The 21633-nt window shown below is 56.6% G+C and carries 20 protein-coding genes and 1 pseudogene; 8 read left to right on the top strand and 13 right to left on the bottom strand.

Going from position 1 to position 21633, the window contains the following annotated elements; genetic code table 11:
* The first annotated feature begins 103 nt into the window (after nt 1-103).
* From AAE029_RS21825 to AAE029_RS21805, 5 genes are read left to right on the top strand one after another with little or no spacing between them, the layout of a single operon-like run.
* Nucleotides 104-502 (top strand): hypothetical protein, encoded by a 399-nt coding sequence (locus AAE029_RS21825; RefSeq protein WP_371074989.1) that lies wholly within the window; start codon nt 104-106, stop codon nt 500-502.
* A gap of 7 nt (nt 503-509) precedes the next feature.
* On the top strand, nt 510-1259 hold the full coding sequence (locus tag AAE029_RS21820; RefSeq protein WP_371074988.1) for a ParA family protein: 750 nt from the start codon (nt 510-512) through the stop codon (nt 1257-1259).
* A gap of 5 nt (nt 1260-1264) precedes the next feature.
* Nucleotides 1265-1663 (top strand): hypothetical protein, encoded by a 399-nt coding sequence (locus AAE029_RS21815; protein WP_371074987.1) that lies wholly within the window; start codon nt 1265-1267, stop codon nt 1661-1663.
* 4 nt (nt 1664-1667) lie between these two features.
* Nucleotides 1668-2060 carry a hypothetical protein gene (locus AAE029_RS21810; RefSeq protein ID WP_371074986.1) on the top strand — a complete coding sequence of 131 codons (393 nt, stop codon included), beginning with the start codon at nt 1668-1670 and terminating at the stop codon, nt 2058-2060.
* Nucleotides 2026-4044 carry a relaxase/mobilization nuclease domain-containing protein gene (locus tag AAE029_RS21805; protein WP_371074985.1) on the top strand — a complete coding sequence of 673 codons (2019 nt, stop codon included), beginning with the start codon at nt 2026-2028 and terminating at the stop codon, nt 4042-4044. The genes AAE029_RS21810 and AAE029_RS21805 overlap by 35 nt, the downstream gene beginning before the upstream one ends.
* Nucleotides 4045-4105: 61 nt before the next feature.
* Here AAE029_RS21805 and AAE029_RS21800 read toward each other — a convergent pair whose 3' ends face one another.
* The 7 genes from AAE029_RS21800 to AAE029_RS21770 all read right to left on the bottom strand — a co-directional run bounded on the left by AAE029_RS21800 (nt 4106) and on the right by AAE029_RS21770 (nt 11815).
* On the bottom strand, nt 4106-4690 hold the full coding sequence (locus AAE029_RS21800) for a hypothetical protein (protein WP_371074984.1): 585 nt from the start codon (nt 4688-4690) through the stop codon (nt 4106-4108).
* A gap of 395 nt (nt 4691-5085) precedes the next feature.
* On the bottom strand, nt 5086-6138 hold the full coding sequence (locus AAE029_RS21795) for an alpha/beta hydrolase family protein (protein WP_371074983.1): 1053 nt from the start codon (nt 6136-6138) through the stop codon (nt 5086-5088).
* Nucleotides 6128-7735: an RcgA family putative transporter gene (locus AAE029_RS21790; RefSeq protein ID WP_371074982.1), complete on the bottom strand. Its 1608-nt coding sequence runs from the start codon at nt 7733-7735 to the stop codon at nt 6128-6130. The genes AAE029_RS21795 and AAE029_RS21790 overlap by 11 nt, the downstream gene beginning before the upstream one ends.
* Before the next feature lie 187 nt (nt 7736-7922).
* Nucleotides 7923-8456, bottom strand: a complete 534-nt coding sequence (locus tag AAE029_RS21785) for a hypothetical protein (protein WP_371074981.1) — start codon at nt 8454-8456, stop codon at nt 7923-7925.
* A 421-nt stretch (nt 8457-8877) separates the two neighbouring features.
* Nucleotides 8878-9783, bottom strand: a complete 906-nt coding sequence (locus tag AAE029_RS21780) for a LysR family transcriptional regulator (RefSeq protein ID WP_371074980.1) — start codon at nt 9781-9783, stop codon at nt 8878-8880.
* Between the two features lie 494 nt (nt 9784-10277).
* Nucleotides 10278-11021, bottom strand: coding sequence for an SDR family oxidoreductase (locus AAE029_RS21775; RefSeq protein WP_371074979.1), 744 nt, complete (start codon nt 11019-11021; stop codon nt 10278-10280).
* Between the two features lie 11 nt (nt 11022-11032).
* Complete coding sequence (locus AAE029_RS21770) at nt 11033-11815, bottom strand: SDR family NAD(P)-dependent oxidoreductase (protein ID WP_371074978.1); 783 nt, start codon at nt 11813-11815, stop codon at nt 11033-11035.
* Between the two features lie 491 nt (nt 11816-12306).
* Here AAE029_RS21770 and AAE029_RS21765 point away from each other — a divergent pair, with 491 nt between their 5' ends.
* The gene (locus AAE029_RS21765) at nt 12307-13161 is read left to right on the top strand and encodes an SDR family oxidoreductase (protein ID WP_371075049.1); all 855 of its coding nucleotides are present in this window, start codon (nt 12307-12309) and stop codon (nt 13159-13161) included.
* 31 nt (nt 13162-13192) lie between these two features.
* Entirely contained in the window at nt 13193-13894 is a 702-nt protein-coding gene (locus AAE029_RS21760; RefSeq protein ID WP_371074977.1) for a RibD family protein, read from the top strand.
* A gap of 74 nt (nt 13895-13968) precedes the next feature.
* Here the strand turns inward: AAE029_RS21760 and AAE029_RS21755 are convergent, their stop codons facing one another.
* Nucleotides 13969-15879, bottom strand: coding sequence for a methyl-accepting chemotaxis protein (locus tag AAE029_RS21755; protein WP_371074976.1), 1911 nt, complete (start codon nt 15877-15879; stop codon nt 13969-13971).
* Between the two features lie 524 nt (nt 15880-16403).
* Nucleotides 16404-17177 (bottom strand): DeoR/GlpR family DNA-binding transcription regulator, encoded by a 774-nt coding sequence (locus AAE029_RS21750; protein ID WP_371074975.1) that lies wholly within the window; start codon nt 17175-17177, stop codon nt 16404-16406.
* 188 nt (nt 17178-17365) lie between these two features.
* On the opposite strand from AAE029_RS21750, the pseudogene AAE029_RS21745 reads away from it, so the two are divergent.
* Nucleotides 17366-17862, top strand: a pseudogene (locus tag AAE029_RS21745) (NAD(P)(+) transhydrogenase (Re/Si-specific) subunit beta); the annotation flags it as partial.
* Nucleotides 17863-17982: 120 nt separating this feature from the next.
* On the opposite strand, the gene AAE029_RS21740 reads toward AAE029_RS21745, so the two are convergent.
* The 4 genes from AAE029_RS21740 to AAE029_RS21725 form a co-directional block, all read right to left on the bottom strand.
* Nucleotides 17983-18849, bottom strand: a complete 867-nt coding sequence (locus AAE029_RS21740; RefSeq protein WP_371074974.1) for an N-acyl homoserine lactonase family protein — start codon at nt 18847-18849, stop codon at nt 17983-17985.
* Nucleotides 18821-19321, bottom strand: coding sequence for a hypothetical protein (locus tag AAE029_RS21735; RefSeq protein WP_371074973.1), 501 nt, complete (start codon nt 19319-19321; stop codon nt 18821-18823). Before AAE029_RS21735 ends, AAE029_RS21740 begins: the two co-directional genes overlap by 29 nt.
* Nucleotides 19321-20364 (bottom strand): aldo/keto reductase, encoded by a 1044-nt coding sequence (locus tag AAE029_RS21730; RefSeq protein WP_371074972.1) that lies wholly within the window; start codon nt 20362-20364, stop codon nt 19321-19323. Before AAE029_RS21730 ends, AAE029_RS21735 begins: the two co-directional genes overlap by 1 nt.
* A 249-nt stretch (nt 20365-20613) precedes the next feature.
* Entirely contained in the window at nt 20614-21564 is a 951-nt protein-coding gene (locus tag AAE029_RS21725) for an L-threonylcarbamoyladenylate synthase (RefSeq protein WP_371074971.1), read from the bottom strand.
* Between the last annotated feature and the right edge of the window lie 69 nt (nt 21565-21633).

The raw sequence follows: 21633 nt of genomic DNA, 5'->3' as shown, positions 1-21633 counted from the left end.
CTGGCGATGATGCATAAAATTATACTGCAGTGCAAGTCTAGAAAAGTCGTGAGGATTGCGATATGTCTTTTCAAACACGGAACTGGCACATGGAGAAAGGCAGATGTCGGCACAGCAAAAGGCCATCAGGATCGTGACTTTCCCCTTCAGGGCCGTGTGGTTCCTGATTTTGAGCGCCAACTTCCTGCTCGTCTCGGCCGCCTGTGTCCTGTTCGCGGCTTTCGTTGCCTACGCTCTTGCGCTGACGATTTCGTATCTCTTGTTCCCGGCGGAATGGACGCGGGCACTATGGCAGTGGGCAGCCAATCTTTATGCGCAGTCCCCTTGGTTCAAAGGCGCGACGATCACCTTCTTCGTGCTCCTAGTTCTCCCGATCCTGAAACTCTGGCCAGCTCGGGACACCAAGGCGGACGCAGCCCGCGAGCGCGAAGCGATGAGGATCAACGATGATCTGGTCGCGGCTCGCCAGCGGGCGCAGAGCCAGGCGAAACTTCGAGGCTGAGGGCTCCATGACAGGCAAACCGCTTTCGCTTGCAATCTCGACCTTCAAGGGCGGCGCGGGGAAATCGACCTTGAATGTCAATCTCGCGGCCGAGTTCGCCCAGCAGGGACATAGGACACTGCTCATTGATTGTGACGAGCAGGAATCGTCGACGCGCTGGTACAATGTCTCCATGAAACGAGGGCTGCTCCCAAGCGACGGCACCTTGCTGCATCTGCGAGTCGCGCCGGACGACCGGTTCGCAGATCGCCTTGCGGAGGCGCCTGCGGCTGATATCCGGATCTACGACGTTGGCGGATATGTCCACCAACGCGCAGTCGAGGTCTATCACGAGTGCGATGCCGTCCTCATTCCGGTCATACCCGAACCAACGGCCGCGACCTCAGCCATCAAGGTGGCGACGATCTTGAAGGAGATTTCCAGGAAGCGGGCGCAAGGTCCGATCCCGTACGCGGCGATCTGGAACTATGTGGACATGATCGCCCTCAAGCATAATCGCTCCCTTCCGGAGGTCCATGCTATCCTGACGAGCGGCCGAATTCCGATGGTGGACACGGTCATCCGGAAGAGCAATCACTTCAGTGATGTTGGCGCCGGCTTCGGGTCGCTCTATTCCAAGCTCGCCAGCATCGAGAACAATCCGGTGCTGACGCCCTCGGCCAAGCGGCGTGCCTCAGAAAGCGTGCTTGACGCGATCGATCTGGTCAAAAAGATCAACAACGAATTCATCGGCCTTCTGCAGGCCGAGGCTGCCTGAGCGCGATGTCGAGGGAGAGAACGCCAGCCGGCAACATTCTCGCTCTTGCCCGATCGAGAGAAGACCAGGCGAGGGACGTGCAGGAGGATGCGACCTCCTACATGCCGACCAGCCTCGATCTCGACAAGCTCATGCCGGAGGATCCCCCTCAGGCGCGAGCGCTGACGGTCGAGAAGGAAATTACGTCAGAGCACCGCCGTCCTAAAAGCGAAACTCGAGAAGAGCAGGCAGTAAAGACCCAAGCCAATGTGAACGTGGGATCGGTCAAGCGAAAGCGTATTTCCCTTTACCTCGACGACGACGTGCTGACGAAGATTTTCCGCGTATCGCTGGAACGGCATGAGCAACTATCATCGGCGACCCACAGACTGATCCTCGAAGCCTTGAAGGCGAGGGGGATGTAGGCAGATGCGTAAACCGGCCGTCATGTTCCGTCTACCTGCCCATGTCCTCAGCAACGTGGAGCTGCTTGCCAGCCGTCTCGATATCTCCGTCAACCTAGTCGCAAAACTCATCGTTACCAGGGAAATCATGCATATACCCGCGATCCTGGAAGAGCATGACCAACAGTTGGGAAACATGCATCAGTTCCTCCGCGAGCTCGCCTTTCGAAACGAGGAATTTCTGTCGGAAGGGCGCGACCAGGCCATCGTCGCCTCGGCCATTATGGCTAAGCTGGACGAGGTGATGGGCGCCCTGGATTCAATCAGGGACGCAGCTTTCGTCAGACCATCAACCTTTATCGCCGACCTGATTAGGAGACACGATGAACGACCTCACCAGAAGTCGCTCAGGGTCTAGGCCTGAGGGCCGCAGGCTGCCGAGCTATTTCGAGCTCATCGAGGACGAGCTTCGACGGCGTGGCGGCGGGGGCGGTGGAGCGAAAAAGGCGCCGCCGAGGACAACAGCCGGCATACCCTCGGTAGCGCGCAACGCCGGCGCAGCGACAGCTTTCAGCCGAGCGAGTGGTAACAACGCCGTCGTCGTCAAAGTCTTGTCCTATGGAGCCGGCGCGGCGTCAGCCCGCAACGTGCTTGCCTATCAAAGTAAGGAAGAAAAGGCGCATGATCAGGATGGCCGCGAAGTCACCGATCTCAACGCAGTCCTCCAATCCTGGGAGCGCGAGTTCGGAAACCGGAAAGGAAGCAAGGACGTTCTACGGCTGACCTATGAGCTCGAGAGTGCCGACCGAAAGCAGGTTGCACGCGCACTCGGCTCACTTGCGTCAGAGGGGTTCCGCGACGTTGGTGATACCGATCGGACCTATGCGTTCAGCGTCAGCGAGGGGGTGAAAGGCCAAACCCGTCTAAACCTGGCGCTGGTGATTGCGCATGAAAAGAGGGACCGATCCGATCGTGGCAGCCGGAATCGCATTGCCGCTGAAATCAATGACGTGCATGCGATCGATGCACGGGTGGACGAGGCATTGCGTACGGAGGGGATCACGCCGGTCTCGCGCTATCCGGTGGAGTTTTCGAGCGGTCCGAAGGGGTTGACCGCGACCCTGCATGCGATGCAGCGGGGAGGCGCGGAAGTGACGCTCTCAACGAAGACGCACATCGAGGAGCGTCCAGGAAAAAGCGGCCGCTATCATCAAGGCGTTCCTCGGCGGGAGACGACGACATGCGATCACAAGCAACTCACGGCGGAGGGCAAGATCGTCGGTGCGCTCATGCAGACGCGCCAGCCTCGCGATTTCATGCATCTGTTGTTGTCGGGGCCGGCCAATGTTGACCGTGATCAGTTCATCCTCGCTGGTCGCGACTTCCTGAAAGAGCAATTTTCCGGTCATCGCTATGCTTTTGCCGTCCACAACCGCAATGACCTTGATAAGCATCCGCACCTACATGTGATCGTCGGGCTGCGTAGCAGTAGCGGAAAGATGCTCAATCCCAATATCCGCGACTTCACCGAGTGGCGGACTCGCTTCGCCGAAAAGGCGCGGGACCGTGGGATAGCTATTGAACGTCAAAAACGCGTTGAACGTGCTGGTCCACCGCCCATCAAACGATGGGAATGGGAGATGTTTCACCGTATGGGTGCGACAGCACCGACTGATGTCGTCGATAAGGTGATCTCCAAGCTTCGCGACACGCCCACCGCGCCAAAGCTCGAAGAGGCGAGGAAGCGGTTCGATCAGACCCAGCATTCCGTTGGGCGCGTCATCCAGATGCTGGAAGGCATTGCGAAGGACCGAAGTGCACCCAGCACGGCGCGGGAATTGAGCCACGATCTGTCGGTCGGGCTGCAGCGCGAATATCGTCGGTTGGAGGTAGCCGTGCGCGACGGACATGATCCCACCAGAATGAAAGGAGAAGAACACATGCTGCGATCCACACCCATCAGCGCCGCTCAGGCGAAAGCAGCGAAGGAGACGCTGGCGACGACCGCCATCAGCGCTGCCGCGAAAATCCTCAATCCCGCCGATCGGCTGCTCTTCGAGCAAGCAACGAATTTTATCGGTAAGGTGGTCGGGCTGCAGCTCGACTCGCGCGTAACCAAGAATCGAGATCGGGCGGAGGTCGGCAAGGATAAGCGCTCCTCGGATGGCTTGGAAACGAAGTCGGCGACCGGTCGCGACCACGTCGCGGAGCAGGGAATAGACAACAGGACTTCGAGCAACCGCACCGTCGACCAAACCCGCATAGCTCGCTCAAATGCCGAGCACGATAGTTCTGAGAACAGTCGTACGGATCGCGAACGCAACCAGCGGCGTGACCGCGATCAGTCAAAATCGACCAAACTTCGCCCACCACAGGATAAGGATCGAGATCGAAGCCGGTAGCCGAGTGGCCCGCGTCGGGAAACACGCTTTTGTCGACCTGATCTCGACTGCCGAACCAAACTCACGGCAGTTTCAAAGCATGCTTGATCTTCGTCTTAAGCCAAATCATTGTTGCCCGCCGATCGCCGTCGGATGAGCCGGCGGCGCTTAATCCTGGATAAACAATTTCGGTGAAAGCTGGCGTCTTTGAGCTAAAGCGAGAGAAATCTCCTTTGCGCACCACGACCGTCATCGTCGGATCGACTTCGTACCATTCAGTCAGTTTCAATATCAATTCGAGCTCGGAGGTTCCGGGCCAACGCCGGAGTTGACCTGGACCCGGTGAATGGATTGCGTCTATCCAGAAGTCGGGTACGGCGCCCAAGACCTTCAGAAGATCGTCGAGCAGCCGCGTAAGCGTTGCACTACCAATGCGTTCACCACGATCGAATGGGAAAGTCGTGTGGTGCGAAATAAATCCAAAGCGAACGTCGATTTCGCGCATATCCTGAAGCATTGCCAAGAATTCAGTGTCGATATCTCCGAGCGTCTGGTCGGCGAACTGCGGCCTGCGCCGCAGCAGAATGTCATCACGCTCGAAAATGACTAAGCCAACTGAACCTTCTCGCCTTTGGATGCCGTGAACGTCGAGTACGTCAGTCTCCATAGCTGCTCTCATGCCGGGTTGCTTTCCCTGGTGCTGTAGTCCGCGATCAGTGGCCGTCCCACATTAGGCAAGCCCGAACCTCGACTGATTTGCGAGACGCCTTCCAGTTTTTGATAATTGATGAAAACGACGATTACCGCAGATTGCACGATATGATGCGAAACCAACCGAAACAAAACGAAACGGTGCTGATAAGTGTTTGCTTACAAACGCGGAATTTTACGGGGACTCGGGGCGCGTCCGCAGCGGGAGAACATCGAATTCCTTGGGGAGCCTGCAGTTCGGCCTCCCCACAATAAGTTCTTAGCTTGCGGGCTTAGGCGCGATTGCGCCGGGGAATGGGAAATTTCCATGGTTCACGCAAAGACGGGGTCGGAAAACCGAGGGGCTTATCCTTAGCTTCTGGACTTCCGAATCGCTGATTGAGCGACGCCATCTGGAGCTCTTGCGCGCGACAGAAAACGCTTAAGGCTCCAACCTGCTAACAAAATGTACGGGGGCGTCGCGAGCGAATAGTGGCCGCAGTTCAGCTTCAGAAGTTTTGGCTTGGCTCCTGCTTGATGCAGTTTTTCGATGAAGCGTTTCGTTAGCTCGGGCAACACCACCTTGTCTCTTGTTGCGAACACCACTTGAAGCGCGAGATCGGGCCGTGCCAGATTATGCGCGAAATTCTCCAAATTCAGCGGACCCCATGCCCTCCGCAGATCCGCGAGCGCAATTGCCGGTTCTAAGCTTTCGCGGATCGATCGCGTCGCGCGTCCTGTCCAAACCATGTCTGCGAGACTCCCGGCCGTCAAAAACAGCGAAGCCTTCGATACGGCTGGCTCATGAGCCGCAATCAGACCCGCCACCCACGAGCCGAGGCTCATGCCAAGCACCGAGATCTCTCCGTAGCCTTCGCTCTTCAGCCACCGGATGAGCTTTCGCCCATCCCATACGGCCTGCCTTAACGACTGGATCGTGCGGCCGACATTTGAGCTAAGCATATAATCAGCGTACAGCGCGCCGGGTCGGCTGCGTTCGAAGTGGTAGGGCATAGCTATCTCCACGACCGTGATCCCACGTTGCGCGAAGAATCCGGCGATCTGGCGATTTCGGGCGCTGGCATTCCAATGATGAAAAATCACCAGAACCTGATCACGCGAGCCACTTTCGGTGAGTTTTGCCCAAACGGTGTTGTTCTCGCCCACATCGGTGGCGATCCCCGAAGGAAACTTGAGCCACCCATCGTGCTTTTCAAAGCCTTGGGCGCTCCCGCCCGGTTCATCGTAAAAGCCTGGATCAGACACAGCGTGGTCGGCAAGGACACAAAACTCTTCGAGAGAGTCTATCCCCTCCGCGTCGGGGAAGGCGCGGCCGGCGTCGAGAATGAAGTCCGTCGCTTTCTTTGCTTCTTCACCGCGTTGAGCCCGACGTTCGTCCCAACGATCTAGCCACCTATGATACACCCTGATTGCTCTCCGATTTGCGCGATCGCGGCAGCGCGAACTCTGGATCAAAGAGGCTGTATGTCGCAGTCAGCACTCCAGCGATGAGGAGGATTGAAAAGCCGTCAAAGGCATCGATCAATAGATAGGTGGCAAAGAGCAGGCCCACGGCCGCCGACATCTTCCATAAAGCCTCACGAAACCGCGCTCCGGCATTCAGGCGGATGGAACCGTAGAGAAAAACGACACAGGCCGAAATGGCGACAAGGAGGCTGCTGTAATGCGTTGGCATTCTATAGCCGAAGCTGTTGGTGGCCTGATGCTGACGATAAACGACCGAAGACAAATCGCGGAATATCCAGGTTGCAATATCCTCTCCGTTCGAGCTCAGATAGGAGCTTTGAACCTTCATACATATTGCAACGAGGACACCAACGATGGTGCACCGGAAGATCCCCCGCATAAGTTTGATGCGGATTTCACCGCCCTCGCGGCGACGATCTCCTCCAAGCCGCGGCATCAATATTTCTTCGATTCTCCAGAAATCGTGGATGATCGTGTGGAGCAAAATGAGACCCGCGAAGAAGAGATAGAAGCACAGGCACATATACAGGTATGCCAGCCCCGTGAAAACGATCTCCATTGGCACTGATATGAGATCAGGTTGCACAATGGCTATCGTGCCCCAACTCGTTGCGTAGTCGTCACCGCCTTCCAGCAGCGGGATCAAACACACCCCGATCCATTGGAAAACGCCGGCAAAGAGCAAGCAAATCACGAAAACCGCCCAGTAAGTGTAAGAATAGGCCTCGATGTTTCGCGGCCAAGAGGCTTCGCGTTCGAACCGGTTGGCTTGCGCCAACAGCCTGAAGCGCGCGTCCTGTTTCCAAAAGAGCAGCAACTCTATCACGAACAAAAAAAATAGCGGTAAGAGCACCATGAACAAGAACGTCCAGTTCGGCGCCCATAGGAAGCCGACCTGCTTTACGACCCCGTCCGGCCGACTATATGTGACGCTGTGGATCCCCACGATGTACGACAAAAATCCGAGGGCAGAGGCCCCAGCGAATGTGGATGCAGGGAGGTTCAAAGGAGATCCGCTACCAAAAAGCGCCTCCGATCGGTTGGCCAAGCTGAAGCCCTTTTTTTGCCGAACGACCTCGCCTTCTTGTGCCCGGTTGTCCGCAAGCTGCGTATGATTTTCAACGGTCACTGGGCGGGGAATATCTGGCGGTGCTGCGGTAACAGCCGCTTTCTTTGAATCTCGCCTCTTAGCGGTGAGGCGTGATTGCGCCGCGCTGAGCTCCAGGAGCCATTCGCTCGTCGCTTCCTTATCGTCGCAGCCGAAGATCCGTGCCAGCCAGTTAATGTTGGAGGGGCTGATCCCCTTATCGTTCTCTTGAAACCATAGCTGTACCGTGCGTAAATCGACTCCGGCTCGATTGGAGTCGATCTGCGTAATTGCCTCTGCCAGGAGCTCTGGTGTCCATGGTCCCTGTGGAAAGCCGTCAATTCCTACCGGACGGCCCGCACCGACAGCAGCTAAGTGCTTGAACAATTCCTTGAAGTCGCTTCCGTCCTTGGGCGGGGCGACAAAAATCTTCCCGTTCTTTTCCAATGGTTCAAACGCTCGAATGTGTTCAGTTTTTCATCTGCGTGGCGGTCTCTCCGCCTATGTGAAGGTCTTCCGGTTGACGGAGTGAAATCGCTTCCCGCCCTCATCGAAGCCATCGCAAAGCTGCCGCAGGACCCCGATCTAGTCTCCGCGTCCGCCAGGGCGACGTCTGCACTGTTTAATGACAACTTTATATATGGCGAACGCCGGCGCGAAAAGAAAAAACATCTCCCGCGTGTGGCAAATCCGCGAAATATTGACATAAAAATGATAAATAAAATGTGATTAAAGAATATCTTATGGAATCGAGAAATTCCACCGCCGCTAGGGCATGGGTCCGCCGGCACTTCAATCTGAGATTGAAAATCGCATAACCTAATTTATGGAACTCGGCAGCGCGTGCCGGTGAGTTTCGCACCGTCGAAGTGCTGATTTCCGCGCCCAGACTTCGTCTTGCACAGTCAAACGACTTCCAGCGGCGGATGCGGAATGTCGTCCGACTCGAGCAAGGACATTGCAAATGCGACGCCAATGATGTTGTCCGCGCGCCTTCATGTTGAAAGTCGTGCTGGACGCCCTCATAGACAATGTCTGTATGCCCATCGAGGATGACTGTCGGAGCATTTTGGTAGCCGGGAGTACCGGTCTTTTTGATCAGGAGATTGCCAATATCATCCCGGCAGACATCGATGCCGCGGCAAAATCGCCGCTGTGATCCTGACATGGTTTCTCTGTGTAAGAACGGCGCGGAATTGGGCTTACCCCTCGAAACCAAGGAAATCGTGGCTCGGGGCCAGCTTATGCTTTCGGTTGATCCAAGCTCAGAGGCCCTCCTTGCAACGAACCATCTTCGCTTTTTGCTGCCATTTCAAACGCATTATTTCGTGAAATGGATGAGGTTTTTTCATCTGAATTTGCTTTTATCGTACACGTTCATGCAAGTCTGCGCGTCAGTCGTGGTGTCAAAAGGATGCACAGCCGGACCGATGAGGTCCAGCAACCATCTGCTCGTATTCTTCGCGAAGTAGGTTTCGTACCGCCGTAAATCGGCAGCAAAGAAATATTGGGAACGCCTTGCGGTCGCCGTTGCGGGAGCCGCGAGGTGTTCCGCTAGACGCGCGCCTTAGCTGTAGGGTCGTCAGCCTTCATACATCCGAAATCGGCGCCTTAAGGTGATCGAGAAATGTCCGGAGAGCGGACGGCACCTGTCGGTGCGAAACGTAATAGGCGTGGAAACCTGGCCCTTTCGACGTCCAGTCTGGCAACACTACCTCGAGCACGCCAGCGGCGAGTTTGTCCTCGACCCGTGCCCGCAAACAATAGAAGAGACCGCACCCCTCCTCCGCCATGCGGATCGACAGTTCCGAATCTCCGAGCGTGAGCAATCCCGGAACGTCGAGAGTCACCATGCGATCCCCGTTGCCGAGTTCCCATTTGTAGACGTGATCTGTACCGGTTCGGATCCGGATGCACTCGTGTTTTAAGAGGTCCGTCGGCCGTTCGGGTCGCCCGCGCTCGTTGAGATAGGCTGGAGAACCGACGACGATCCATTCGAGCTCGGGCGTCAGGCGCGAAGCGATCATTCCCTCGGGAACGGTTCCCCCGTAACGGATTCCGGCGTCGAAGCCTTCCGCGACCATGTCGATAAAGCGATCGTCAACGCTGATTTCGATTTCGACATCTGGGTAGCTGCGCCGAAAACTTGGCATTCGGGGAGCAATCAGCAGCTGGGCCGCGTCACGGAGAGTGTTCACTCTCACTCTGCCGCTAGGCCCGCTTCTGAAGCTGTCAAGAAGATCGATCGCGGCCTGTATGCCGAGGAAACGTGGTTCAAGCTCGGCAAGGAGCACTTCGCCGGCAGCGGTGAGACTGATGCTCCTACTTGTCCGATGAAACAGACGAACGCCGAGGCGGTTCTCCAAACCTCTGATCGAGTGGCTGAGAGCGGAGCCCGAGACGCCGCGAATTGCGGCGGCCTTTCGGAACCCTCCCGCCCGCGCGATCGCGACGAAAGCTTCAAGGTCGGCTAGATCCGCTCGCGTCGATGCCATGGGTGAACAATACTCACGCCTGCGCTGAATTAAAATTGCCTTTACACAAACCGAGACGGAGTTGCAAACAGCTCCTTCATTCCTAATCCGATTGGTCTTGTCTTCCCCGGGTATTTGATGCGGGAAAAAGGCAGTTAAACATATGCCCTAAACGAGTTGGTGCTGTTGCAGGCAGGATGGGTCAACCTCGAGATGCTCGATTTGAGCACGTTGAACGATCGGACTCCAGCGTGTACGACTTTAGCGTCTCGTCGGTGGTCTTCGGTTGACGAGATGGCGAGGGTCCCCGCACATAAAGACGACCTCCAAGCTGCCCACGGTTACGCAATAAGGCCGCCTTCGTGATCCTCAGGCCACGAGATGGCCCAATGAACAGGTGACATTGCGCAGACGCCGAACAGGATCCAGCCGTGAATGAACTTACTGCCGGCTGACAGTCTTGGAGGCTCAAAATCAACGGCGCTGAAAACCGACCAGCATCCAGCGCCGACGATCTACCAGTCCTGCCGAGTTGGGTGCACGACGATATCATTGATCGTGATCTCCGGAGGCTGGTCTAGGGCATAGATCACGGCGTCCGCGACCGACAACGGCGGAATACCTTGCTTGTTAAGCTCGCCAGCGATCTTCCTACCCGTTTCGTCTTGGACCTTGTCGGCCCAGCCGGTGTCGATTACGCCAGGACTGACCATCGAGATCTGAATTCCATTTCCGACCCCGACCTCCTTTCTGAGGCTTTCGGTGATTCCGCGGATGAAAAACTTTGTCGCGCCGTAAACGCCTGCCGCCTCGCCGACATGGACGCCAGCGATAGAGCTCATGTTCAAGATTCGGCCCGACCTTCGCTCCAACATTGAAGGCAGCACCGCAGCGATTGCATGCAAGTAGCCACGCAGGTTGGTGTCGATCATCTTGTTCCAGTCGCCGACCGCGACATCCTTCCAATATGAGAAGAGCATGAGCCCCGCATTGTTGACCAGGATATCGACCGGGCCGTATGTCCTCCTGGCGAAAGCGACCAGCGCTTTGGTGCTTTCGAAATCGGTCGCATCGGCAACGTGGTGGCTGGCGATGCCGCCCGATGTGGTGATTTCCTCGACGATCTTCGCGAGGCGTCCCTCGTTGCGGCCGGCAAGGACTACGCGTGCACCCTTCTCCGCAAGGCGTCTAGCTGTCGCCGCTCCAATTCCCGACGAAGCTCCTGTGACGATGGTGACCTTCTCTTTAAGATTCGACATAACGGGCTCCTTCACTGGGGTCGAGTCAGCTCGGCTTGGCGGGCGGCTTTGACGGGCTCCGGGATCGTCCGGTTTTCTATCGCCTGCAGCTTGGTCTCCTGATCTCCGCCAACGACATGGTCCACATCGTTCATGAGGGCCTCGAACCCTTGCTTGGCGACGAGCGTCTTGTCGTTCTTCTGTTGGCCGCCCAGCTTTGTGCCCCCCATTCCGGCGTTTGCGTGGAAGTCGCTGTTGGTGGCGCCTGGAAGCAGCGCCGTCACGGTGACCCCGGTCGAGCGCAACTCCTCCCGCAGGGACTCCGCGAACATGTAACCGAACGCTTTTGAAGGGCCGTAGACGGTTTCGTACGGAGTCGGCTGTGTCGCTGAAACGGAGGAGGTGATGAGAATCCTGCCGCGGCCGTTCTTAACCATGTGCTGGACGACACGTTTAGCCATATGTACGGTACCCGTGACGTTGATTGCGAGCAGGCGAAGCTCATCATCGAGGTTGTTGTCCACGAAGGCACCACCAATACCGACGCCAACGTTTAGAGCAGCGGCTTCCACTGGGCGGCCTAGTCCCTGGGTGAAGGTCCAGAAGCTCTCAACGCCCTCGTACGTCGAGGCGTCTGCCTTGAATGGATAGGCCTCGGCGCTTAAGCGTCGGAGGACGTCGGCCGCTTCGCTTACCTTGTCGCTGGAGCCGGAGATGGCGACATCGAAACCATTCTGAGCGAACTGCTTTGCAAGCTCGAGGCCGATCCCCGACGAACCGCCAGTCACCAATGCGAGGGGTTTATTGTCTGTCATGATTTCACTCCATTGCTTTTCCTCGACGCCAGGGTCGTCCCAAGGCGTCGCCTAAGAAAGTCAGGGAGAGCCGCTTTTGTTACATGAGCAAAATCGACCGGGGCGGTGAGCGAAATTCATCGAGGTGACCTGCAGAAAACCAAAAGCCGACCATCTGCATTGGCCACCTATTATGACGCGGACAGAGACCCAGTGACCCCCGAGCACGGCGTCTCAAGCTCGTTCGCGATGCGTGAGCAGTAATCATCAGTGTGTGCAATCAGCCTCACTTTAAGCGTTCGGCCGAGTAAACTATCTTTTTCCAACGATGAAACGGCGGCGTGGTACCGCAAGGCAAATGGCCCGATCTGGCTCAAGTTGGCCTGAAGGCGATGAATAGTTTGTACCGGCGGTCGTCAGCCGAATCGAAAATGGGAACCCGCATGCACTGGCGGGACGACGGCGCGACTTCCACTGGCGAGGGCCACGAGTCGACAATAAGAAGGAAAAACATGAGCGAGAGAATGGAAGGGATCGTTGCTCCCGGCCGCGTTGCAGTCGTCACAGGCGCTGCGAGCGGCATCGGGTTGGCAATTGCGAGGACTTTTGCCGCCCGCGGCATGCGGCTTGCGCTGTTCGACCTAGACGCGGACGCGCTCCAGAATGTTGCCTCAACACTTGGCGCCGAAGCCCTCTGCGTGAGCGGCGACGTGTCAGATCTCTCAGCGTTGACGAGGTTGCGCGACGAAACGCTTTCCCGGTTTGGCGAGGTGGCCGTGCTTGTAAATAACGCAGGCATTACGCAAGGAGCGGGCCCCTGGGACGATCCCGCAAAGTGGCGACGTCAGATCGAAGTAAATTTTGGAGGTGTCCTTGCCGCGCAGCATCTTTTCGTGCCGTACCTGATCGAGTCGAGCCGCACTTCGGCGGTCATCAACCTTGGTTCCAAGGAAGGTATCACGACTCCTCCGGGCAACGCTGCGTATTCGGTGGCGAAGGCAGCGGTTAAGGTACTGACCGAACAGCTGGCGCACGAGCTACTGAAGGTGACGGCAGGCCGCGTATCGGCACATCTTCTCGTCCCAGGCTACACATGGACACCGATGAACATGGCTCTTAAGCCACAGGGCGCAGCGAAGCCAGATGAGGCATGGACCGCCGAGCAGGTGGTGGAATACTTCCTGGCTCGTCTCCTTCTAGACGAGGACTTCTACATAATTTGCCCGGATAACGCGGTCACGTCGCAGACTGATGCCAGGCGGATCCGCTGGGCAGCCGATGATATGATCCTGAACCGGCCGGCGCTTTCACGTTGGCATCCCGACTGGAAAGAAAAGTTCGCGGCATGGTTAAACGCCGGACGCTGACGGCGAATGTTTAGCGGAGGAAAATAGTCCAATGACAAGACCATATGTGATTTGTCACATGATGTCGCCGCTGGACGGCCGACTGATCGTCAATGACTGGGCCGAGGGGACCGGCCATTCGATTGATGAACTCGTGAACGTCTACGACTACTTGCATGAGAAGATCGGCGCCGACGCCTGGCTTTCCGGAAGAGCGACGGGAGAGGAATTTGCCGACGCGGTCGACCAACCTTATGAAACAACCGGCATAGCCGAGCGACCGGTCCATATCGCCGATCCAGATGCCAACGAGTTCGCCGTGATCGTCGATAAAGACGGTCGGCTGCGCTGGGACAAGGGCGACATCGAGGGCGCTCACGTTGTCGTCCTGACCGCACGAGACGTAGACGACGTATACCTGGCGGGCCTGATGCAGGCCGGCGTTTCCTATATTGTGTCCCAGGCTGATGCCGTCGATCTAAAAAATGCGCTAGACGTTCTCGGCGAACAATTCGGCGTGAAGCGTCTGATGCTGGAAGGCGGAGCACAAACGAATGGGCATTTCCTGAACGCGGGTCTTGTTGACGAGATCAGTGTGGTCGTCTTTCCGGCGATCGGAGGCAAGTCGAATTCTCCGGCTATATTCGAGGGAGGTGACGATGGGCTCGCGGACAAGGTGAGGCTCACGCTTCTCAGCGTCGAGCCAGCCCGCCTTGGCTCCGTACATCTCAGATATCGCGTCGACCGCCCATGAGAGAATATCTCGGAGCGCGCATTCGCGCTTCCTTACGCCTCTAACTCATTCTGCGGTAATTTGTTAGAGGCAGGTTATGCTGTTAGCCTTGAGACCCTGCTTTGCAGGATCGACGTTGACGATGCTAAAGCCACAGAGAACGATGGCTGTTCAGCGCAGCTAGTGTTTGCTTTCCCATCGTCTATCTGGAACCTGGATAACATCTCGAAAAGCGAAGCTGCCTCTTTCGCGAGATTGTTGACGGCAGCGGTCGACTCTTCCACCATCGCTGCGTTTTGTTGCGTCGCTGATTCAATCTTTCCTACTGAGAAATTGATGTCCTTGAGCCCGTCAGCTTGCACGCGAGAAACTTGAGCAATGGCGTCGACGTTTTGATTCACACTCTGCACCTGAACAACGATTTGGCCCAAGGCGTTGCCGGCTTGGTGCACGCGCTGAACCCCACCATTTATATGTACGTTAGATACCTCAACCAAGGATTTGATTTCCTTCGCAGCCGCCGCAGACCTTTGCGCCAGGTCTCTCACCTCCTGCGCAACCACCGCAAACCCACGGCCAGTCTCACCAGCGCGAGCCGCCTCAATGCCTGCGTTCAAGGCCAACAGGTTTGTTTGAGACGCGATTTCATCGATAACGCCGATTATATTGCCTATTTCAACTGAAGAGGCCCGAATTTTCGTCATAGCCTCAACAGCTTCACGCATTATAGTGCCTGACCTCTCGACGTTCTCTTTGGTTTCACCGACCAGGACCCCTGCTTCGTGTGCTCTATGGCTTGCGTCCACCACCTGTCTTGTCATATCTGCGAGGACCGACGCCGTCTGCTCAACAACAATGGCTTGTTGCTCCGTCCTTATCGCGAGTTCGCCCGAGGAAGTGCGGATTTCTTCAGCACCGGCAGCAATCGCCTGCGCATTATGGTTCACCTCGGACATCGCATCACGAAGTTGGCTGATAGCTGAATTAAAGTCCAATCTGAGCGGCTCGAGAGCGTCCGTGAAAGGACGATTGAGCTGAACGTGAAGGTTGCCTCTCGACAATTCCTTCAAAGCACCGGCAACTTGTTCAACGGCAGAACTGGTCTGTTCGGCAGCCCGCTGGCGCTCCTCCCCTTCCTTCTCCAAACGCTGCCGCTCAGCATTCTGTCGATGATGTTCGGCAATCGCATCGCGCTCAGCTTTTTCTGAAATATGGGTCTTAAGCCTGGATATCTGCCTAGCTAGCTGGCCGATTTCATCCATTCGTCGCTCAAGTACTCGGTCGATCTGCATGTCGCCGGCTATCATTTGACGGACTGAGTGCTGCAGCTTCGCCAGTGGCGCTATGATTGAGCGGGTAGTGAGCGCTGCCGCAAATACTCCGAACAAAGCAGCCACACTTAGCGCAGTGAGGGTCAGGGATTTAAACTCGTCAGAAGCCGCTTTGACTTTGCCGCCGACCCCCTGGTTCAATGCTTGCTCGTAATCGATCAATTTGTTCAAAGCACCAATCCATGCAGTCAACTTGGGTCGAAGTTCATTTAACAGGAGTGGCTTTGCCTGGTCCTTTTTTCCGTCAAGTGTCAGCTTGATAACTTCGGCGATTAATGGCTCCGCTTCATTCTGAAAGGCCCTCAGACCCTCAACGAGACGATGCTCAGCGGCAGTGCTGAAGACATCGGAATTAACGGCGTTCTGCAATTCCACTGAGTTGGAGGCATAGGAAGCCTGCAGCTTTTTCATCATCACGATTGTCGTCGCTTGATCCGTGTCTGAGACGGCCAAAACGATGTCGCGCAATGCAATAGCTCGATCTCGGACCGTTCCGAGCATATCAATGCCGTTTCGGTATTTTTGGCTGTTACTGCCGTTTATGAGGCTGAGCTTAGCATTTATCTCATTTACCTGCCTGATTGACGAAAGGGACAGAACTCCCATCGCGAACAAGAGCAACCCAAAAGCGATCGACAAACGTAGCGTCACGCCGAATTTCCGAATATCTCGCATTATTCCTCCGTCCCCTGAAGCACACCTGTTGAACGAGCTATAGGTATGACCTTATACCTAATACCTTTAATTCGAGTTAAATGTGAGGCGGCATGTTCGGCGCATCTCCGCGGCCAGAAGAAAGGGAGTCGACGCAGATCTGCAGACGCCCGCTTCCCTACAAGTTGATGCAAGGAGGCATCATGGGCGATGGTTCAAGCTCAGCGCGTGGTGCTTCGGATCACCGAACGCTTACCCCATTGCGGAGATCTCCGAGCGTGAGCCCGCGCTACGATCGGAAGAAGAAGTTCGCCGCGACAAGCGCCGAGGTCAGCGACGAGGTCGACTAGATTGGACGGCTGAAAAAGGAATTGGCTCGCCTCACAAAGGAACGCGACGGCGGCGTCATAGCCAAGGAGGCGAAGTGAAATAGTCCTTCGTCGCCGAACATCGAAGGCAATTCTCGGGCGAATGACGTGCTCTGCCTATGTATCGATCCCAGCGGCTTCCTTGCCCGGCTCAGCCAAAGGATCGTTCCCCTATATTTACTCGCTCTCGTGTGATGCGACGCGAAGGGGCACGTTGGCTCTCTCTAACGCCACGCGGGCATCGTCCGGGGGTTCTTGGTCAGTGATGATGACTTCGAACTCATCGACCGTGGCGAGGACATGAAGAGCAGTGTGATTGAAACGCTTGTGGTTCACGAGCAGGCAACGGCGCGCAGCGCTCTCAATCATTGCTCGTTTCGAGCGGATGACGTTGTCATCCATATGATAAACGCGCAATCCTGAAACCGCTGGCGTGGAGATGAAGGCGATGTCGGCGCTAAGGCGCGAGAGGGCTTCTTCGGCAACGACGCCGAAAAATCCATTGAACTTCACCGAATAGCTTCCGCCAACTGCGATCAGGTTGACGCCCGACTCCGCCTTGAGCCGATCGATCACCGCTGCGTTGTTCGTGATCACTGTAAGCGGCCTCTTCTGTGGCAGCATTTCACCTAGGACTGACGCCATAGATCCGTCGTTGACCATGACTGTCATTCCGGGCTCAATGAGTTCGAGGGCAGCTTCGGCCATACGACGTTTGGCGTCGCCCTCCTGCTGCTGCCGGAACCGGAAATCGCTTTCGAATTGGCCTCCTGCCTCGATGGTTGCGCCACCACGGACTTTGCGAAGCATCCCCGCCTGCTCAAGATCGTCCAGATCGCGGTGGATGGTCATCTTCGATACTGCAAATCGATCGGATAGGTTGTCGAGATCCACCATCCTCTGCTCGACCAACAGATCCATGATGGCCTGCCTCCGATCATCTCTCTTCATATTCCATTTCTCCGACGCTCTGAATTAGATCTTCTAGCACCAAGCCCACACCAATTCAAAATCACATACTCAAGCTGTTAACTGTGATTTTGGGATTTTCGTTGTGAAGTTGGCGTTCGGATGGCAGAGGCGGTCTAAGAGTCGGCAATCACGACTGACAAAGGCGGGCTAGCGGGAGGCGCCATCGACTGGCCGCCGCGCTCAACGACGCGCAGAGCATGGTGATTGTACCGGGTTACGGAATGGCTGTGGCTCAGGCGCAAGCTGCGGCATCGGAACTGACGCGCAAGCTGCGCGCCGCCGGCAAGACCGTGCGCTTCGCGATTCATCCTGTGGCGGGTCGATTGCCTGGCCATATGAATGTGCTCCTTGCCGAGGCAAAGGTGCCTTACGACATTGTCATCGAAATGGACGAAATAAACGACGACTTCCCGCAGAAGGACGTCGTCATTGTCATAGGCTCGAATGACATCGTGAACCCGGCAGCGCAGGACGACCCGAACTCACCGATCGCCGGGATGCCTGTTCTGGAGGTATGGAAAGCGCGGCAGGTATTCGTGTCGAAGCGTGGACAGGGTACGGGGTATTCGGGGATTGAGAATCCGCTGTCTTCAGGGAGAACACTCGGATGTTCTATGGCGATGCGAAGAACTCGGTCAGCCAATTGATCCCTCTGCTCAGGTAGATGTGGCTAAGGAAATTGGAAAAAGGCCGGGGTCGTAGACACCCGGCCTTTCTCTGCGCATCGCCTTGGGGAGGACGATTCTGAACTAAGCGACTTCGCGTTCGTGGACATTCCAATCCGTCACACTCTTGAACGCTCTCCGTCGGCCAAACATATCTCGACGAGCATGAGCTCGCGATCGGTTACGCGTGATTGATAGATTTTTGACAGCTTTTCCTCGTGCATGGGAACAATGCGGCGTTCGTCCATTCCGACGATTTTCAGCATCTCTTCCGCGGACTCGATCAGGCGTGTCTGGCTGCCATTGGCGAGACCTGGCGGCACGAAGTAGGGATCGTTGTCGTCCCCGCCCGTGAGATTATCGTAGGTGTAGATGACGTCGCCGGACAGGACAAACTTGTCGGCTCCGTCGCTGGTCTCTACCACCACATACTGCGATCCTGCGGTGTGGGTGTCGAAGGCGGGATAGACATGAACGCCGGGCACCAAATTCTCGCGCTCTCCCTCAAGCAGTTCGAGGCGGCCTTCGATGTTCGCCTGCGTCAGATATAGGATGTCCGCCGGGTTCAATCCGGCCTGCAATGAACGGAAGCGGCGACCCTTTGCCAGAATCCACATCCAGGATTCCAATTCCTTTTTCTGAATATAGATTTTCGCATTCGGAAAGAACTTGAGGCCACCGATGTGATCGAAGTGCGCGTGCGTGAGGATGATATGCGTGACGTCTTGGGGCCTTATCCCGCATTCCCCGAGAACGATGTCCGGAGGCGTCCAACCTGTAACGCCGATTGAATTGGCGATCTGGCCTCCTAAATCGGCGGCGTCATGCCCGACATCGACCAGGATTACCGCATCCACTGTCTTGACGAGAATGTAGGCGAACGGCAGGTTCATTGTGCCCTGATTGTGGGCGCCATAAAACACTCCGCTGACCGGATGCACCGGACTACGTGAGTATTCAAGTACCCAGATCGAATGCGCTCCCATAGCTTTCCTCCCAGTGTTTGAATAGAGACCCTCCACAGCATGCGCTCGTATCGAAGGTCGTCGTGCCCAAGATGGCGGCCGAACGCTTCAGTTCGGCCGCCGCGTTTGCAAGCAAACCCAACAGCGTCGCGTCGGAGCCGAACATGCCGCGCTGAAGCTGCCCGTCCGCCTCGACAAGCAGGCGGTCGGTGTTTCCGAGATGAACCAGCGTATGGCTATCGCGCGTGAAACCATGTGAGACGGACCACACGTGACGGATCGACCGCTTAATCTCGGCAGCGCGGTCGGCGAGTTCGCCAGCCAGGAGGCGCATGCTCTTCTCCTTCGACGCCAAATGCATGAATGAGTACACCGCGAGGAGCTCCCCATATGTCCGGACGAGCGCCTCGAGGCTTGCGCGCATCTCGCTCAGCGCGACAGGATCGACGATCGCGTCACATTTGAAGCTGCGGCGCACCGTACCGCTGCTCATTATCGGCCAGTCGTCGGTAGCGGCGCGTTCGGCGGAATAAGGTTTGCCTCTTTCAAATCACTCCAGAACGCAGGGGATATCGCCTCGTTGATCGCTTTGACATTCTGGTCGACTTCGAACTGGCTCTTTGCGCCCATGACGAGAGTAGCTACCGCGGGATGGGCGTAGACGAACTGCATCGCCGCTGCCGGCAGGCTCACCGAATATCTTGAGCAAATGTTTTCGATAGCCTTCACCTTTTCGACGACGGCGGTCGGAACCTTGCCGTAATCGTACGTGGCGGTGGCGCCGCCGACTCCGGTTGCCAGGATTCCAGAGTTGAAGATACCTCCCGCGATCACGGATACGTTCCGCTGGAGCAACTCGTCGAACGCAGCCTCAAGAGGAGCATGGTTCAAGAGCGTGTAGCGCCCTGCGATCAGCGAGCAGTCGATCGGAAATTCACGCGCGACACCAACGACGGATTCGGTTTCGTTGACCCCGAGGCCGATGGCTGAGACGGCGCCACTGGACCGAAGCTCGTCGAGTGCCTTGTAACCGGAGGCCCGGAGCTGGTCCCAGTAGAACTCGCTTTGGTCGCCGTGCCAGGCGCGTCCAACGTCGTGCACCAGAAGAACGTCGATATAGTCAAGCCCAAGACGCTGCTGGCTGTCTTCGAATGCACGCATTACGCCGTCATAGGTGTAGTCGTAGGTGTCGAGAAACGGAAGCGGGTCGATCCACTCGATGCCATAGACGGTCTCGAGCTTCTTCGTCCTGCTTGCGGGCTTTAGCACGCGTCCGACCTTGGTACTCACCACCACGTTTTCGCGCAGCTTGTTCGCCCGGAGGGCGTGACCGAGATAATGCTCGGATTTCCCAAAGCCGTACATCGGTGCGCAATCAAAATAGCGTATTCCCGCCGCGTACCCAGCGAGGATCGTAGCTTCGAATTCGTCGTAGGAGACATCGGCGTTGAAGCCAGAGAGCGGCACCGTGCCTAGCCCCAGCGAAGTCACCTGTACTTTGCTTTTACCGAGAGGCCGAATTCCAAGTTCAGTCATGTGTTCATCCTTGAGATGTCGATAGGAAGTGTCGGGACGACCTGACTTCGGTCTTGCCGTCCTTTTTTTGGGAAAGCCCGCTTTGAATACGCCATCAGGGGACGCGACTTGCAGTGCAAATATCCGCGTCCACTCATCAGAAAAGCTTGATGAACACCTCCTCGGTCTGACCCCTCAATCAGCGAGGTGTAAGGTATAAGGTCATACCTCAGGACGCAAGCTTTTTTTCAAGAAGGTACATATGATCGGCTAGGTCGAACGCGGCGCGGCAGCACGTTTCAATCGGTCATTGATCGTGAGACCGACGAGCGGCACCGAGGCAAATGCGATCACATCCCCCGGCTTTGCGAGAGCGTCGGCTTCACTCATGACGGTGTAGAGGTTGTGGGCAGCTTCCTGGAGGTCGCCAGAACAGGACAGCGTTAAATGGCAGCCCTTGCTTTCCGGTCCGAAGCCGATCCAGACCATATTGCCTGTGGGACTGTTGATATTCATCTCCACTGTGGCTTCCGGAGCGTAATGGCTCTTCAACTGGCCCGGAACCGCGACCTTCTGGGGCGTACTGTCCTCGGCCATCGGACCGAGTAAAGCTTCCAGTGCTTCCTGAGGAACGGACCCATGGCGTAGAATGATCGGGGCCCCGACTAGCGACAGAATGGTGGATTCGAGGCCGTGATCGCATGTGTCTTCTTGCACGAGGCCCGATATCCGCCCGTTCAATTGACGAAAGACCTCTGCGAACCGTGTCGAGGTAATTTTACCCGAGCGATTGGCCGATGGCGCTGCCACCGGAAACCCGACGGCTCGGATCAGCCGTTGCGCGACGCTTGATGAAGGGAAACGGATGGCGACATTGTTCATGCCTGCAGTGACTGCGGAGGCAAGCCCCGCGTCGGCCCTCTTGGGCAGAAGCAATGTCAGGGGTCCCGGCCAGAAGTTTGCAGCAATCAACTCTGCCTGCGGATTGAAATGCGCCATTCTGCGCGCCATTTCGAGATCGGAGACGTGGATGATCAGTGGGTTATGGCGGGGGCGCCCCTTGGCTTCGTAGATTCGCTCAATCCCAGCTGGGTTGCTAGCATCCGCGCCAAGCCCGTATACCGTCTCGGTCGGAAACGCCACAACTTCGCCATTTCGCATTAGTTGTGCGGCAGCTTCGATGGCGCTATCGCTAACGTCAAACCGATGGGTGACGGGCATTTTTCCTCGCGATGATACTGGAGCGATCGTCTTCACTTTCTTGGTCCACTCGCCGACGAGACGCCTTCA

Source organism: Sinorhizobium sp. CB7 (genome assembly GCF_041357635.1).
Lineage (GTDB): Bacteria > Pseudomonadota > Alphaproteobacteria > Rhizobiales > Rhizobiaceae > Rhizobium.
The sequence above is the reverse complement of the archived record's forward strand: the minus strand, read 5'-3'. Positions and strand labels throughout refer to the sequence as shown.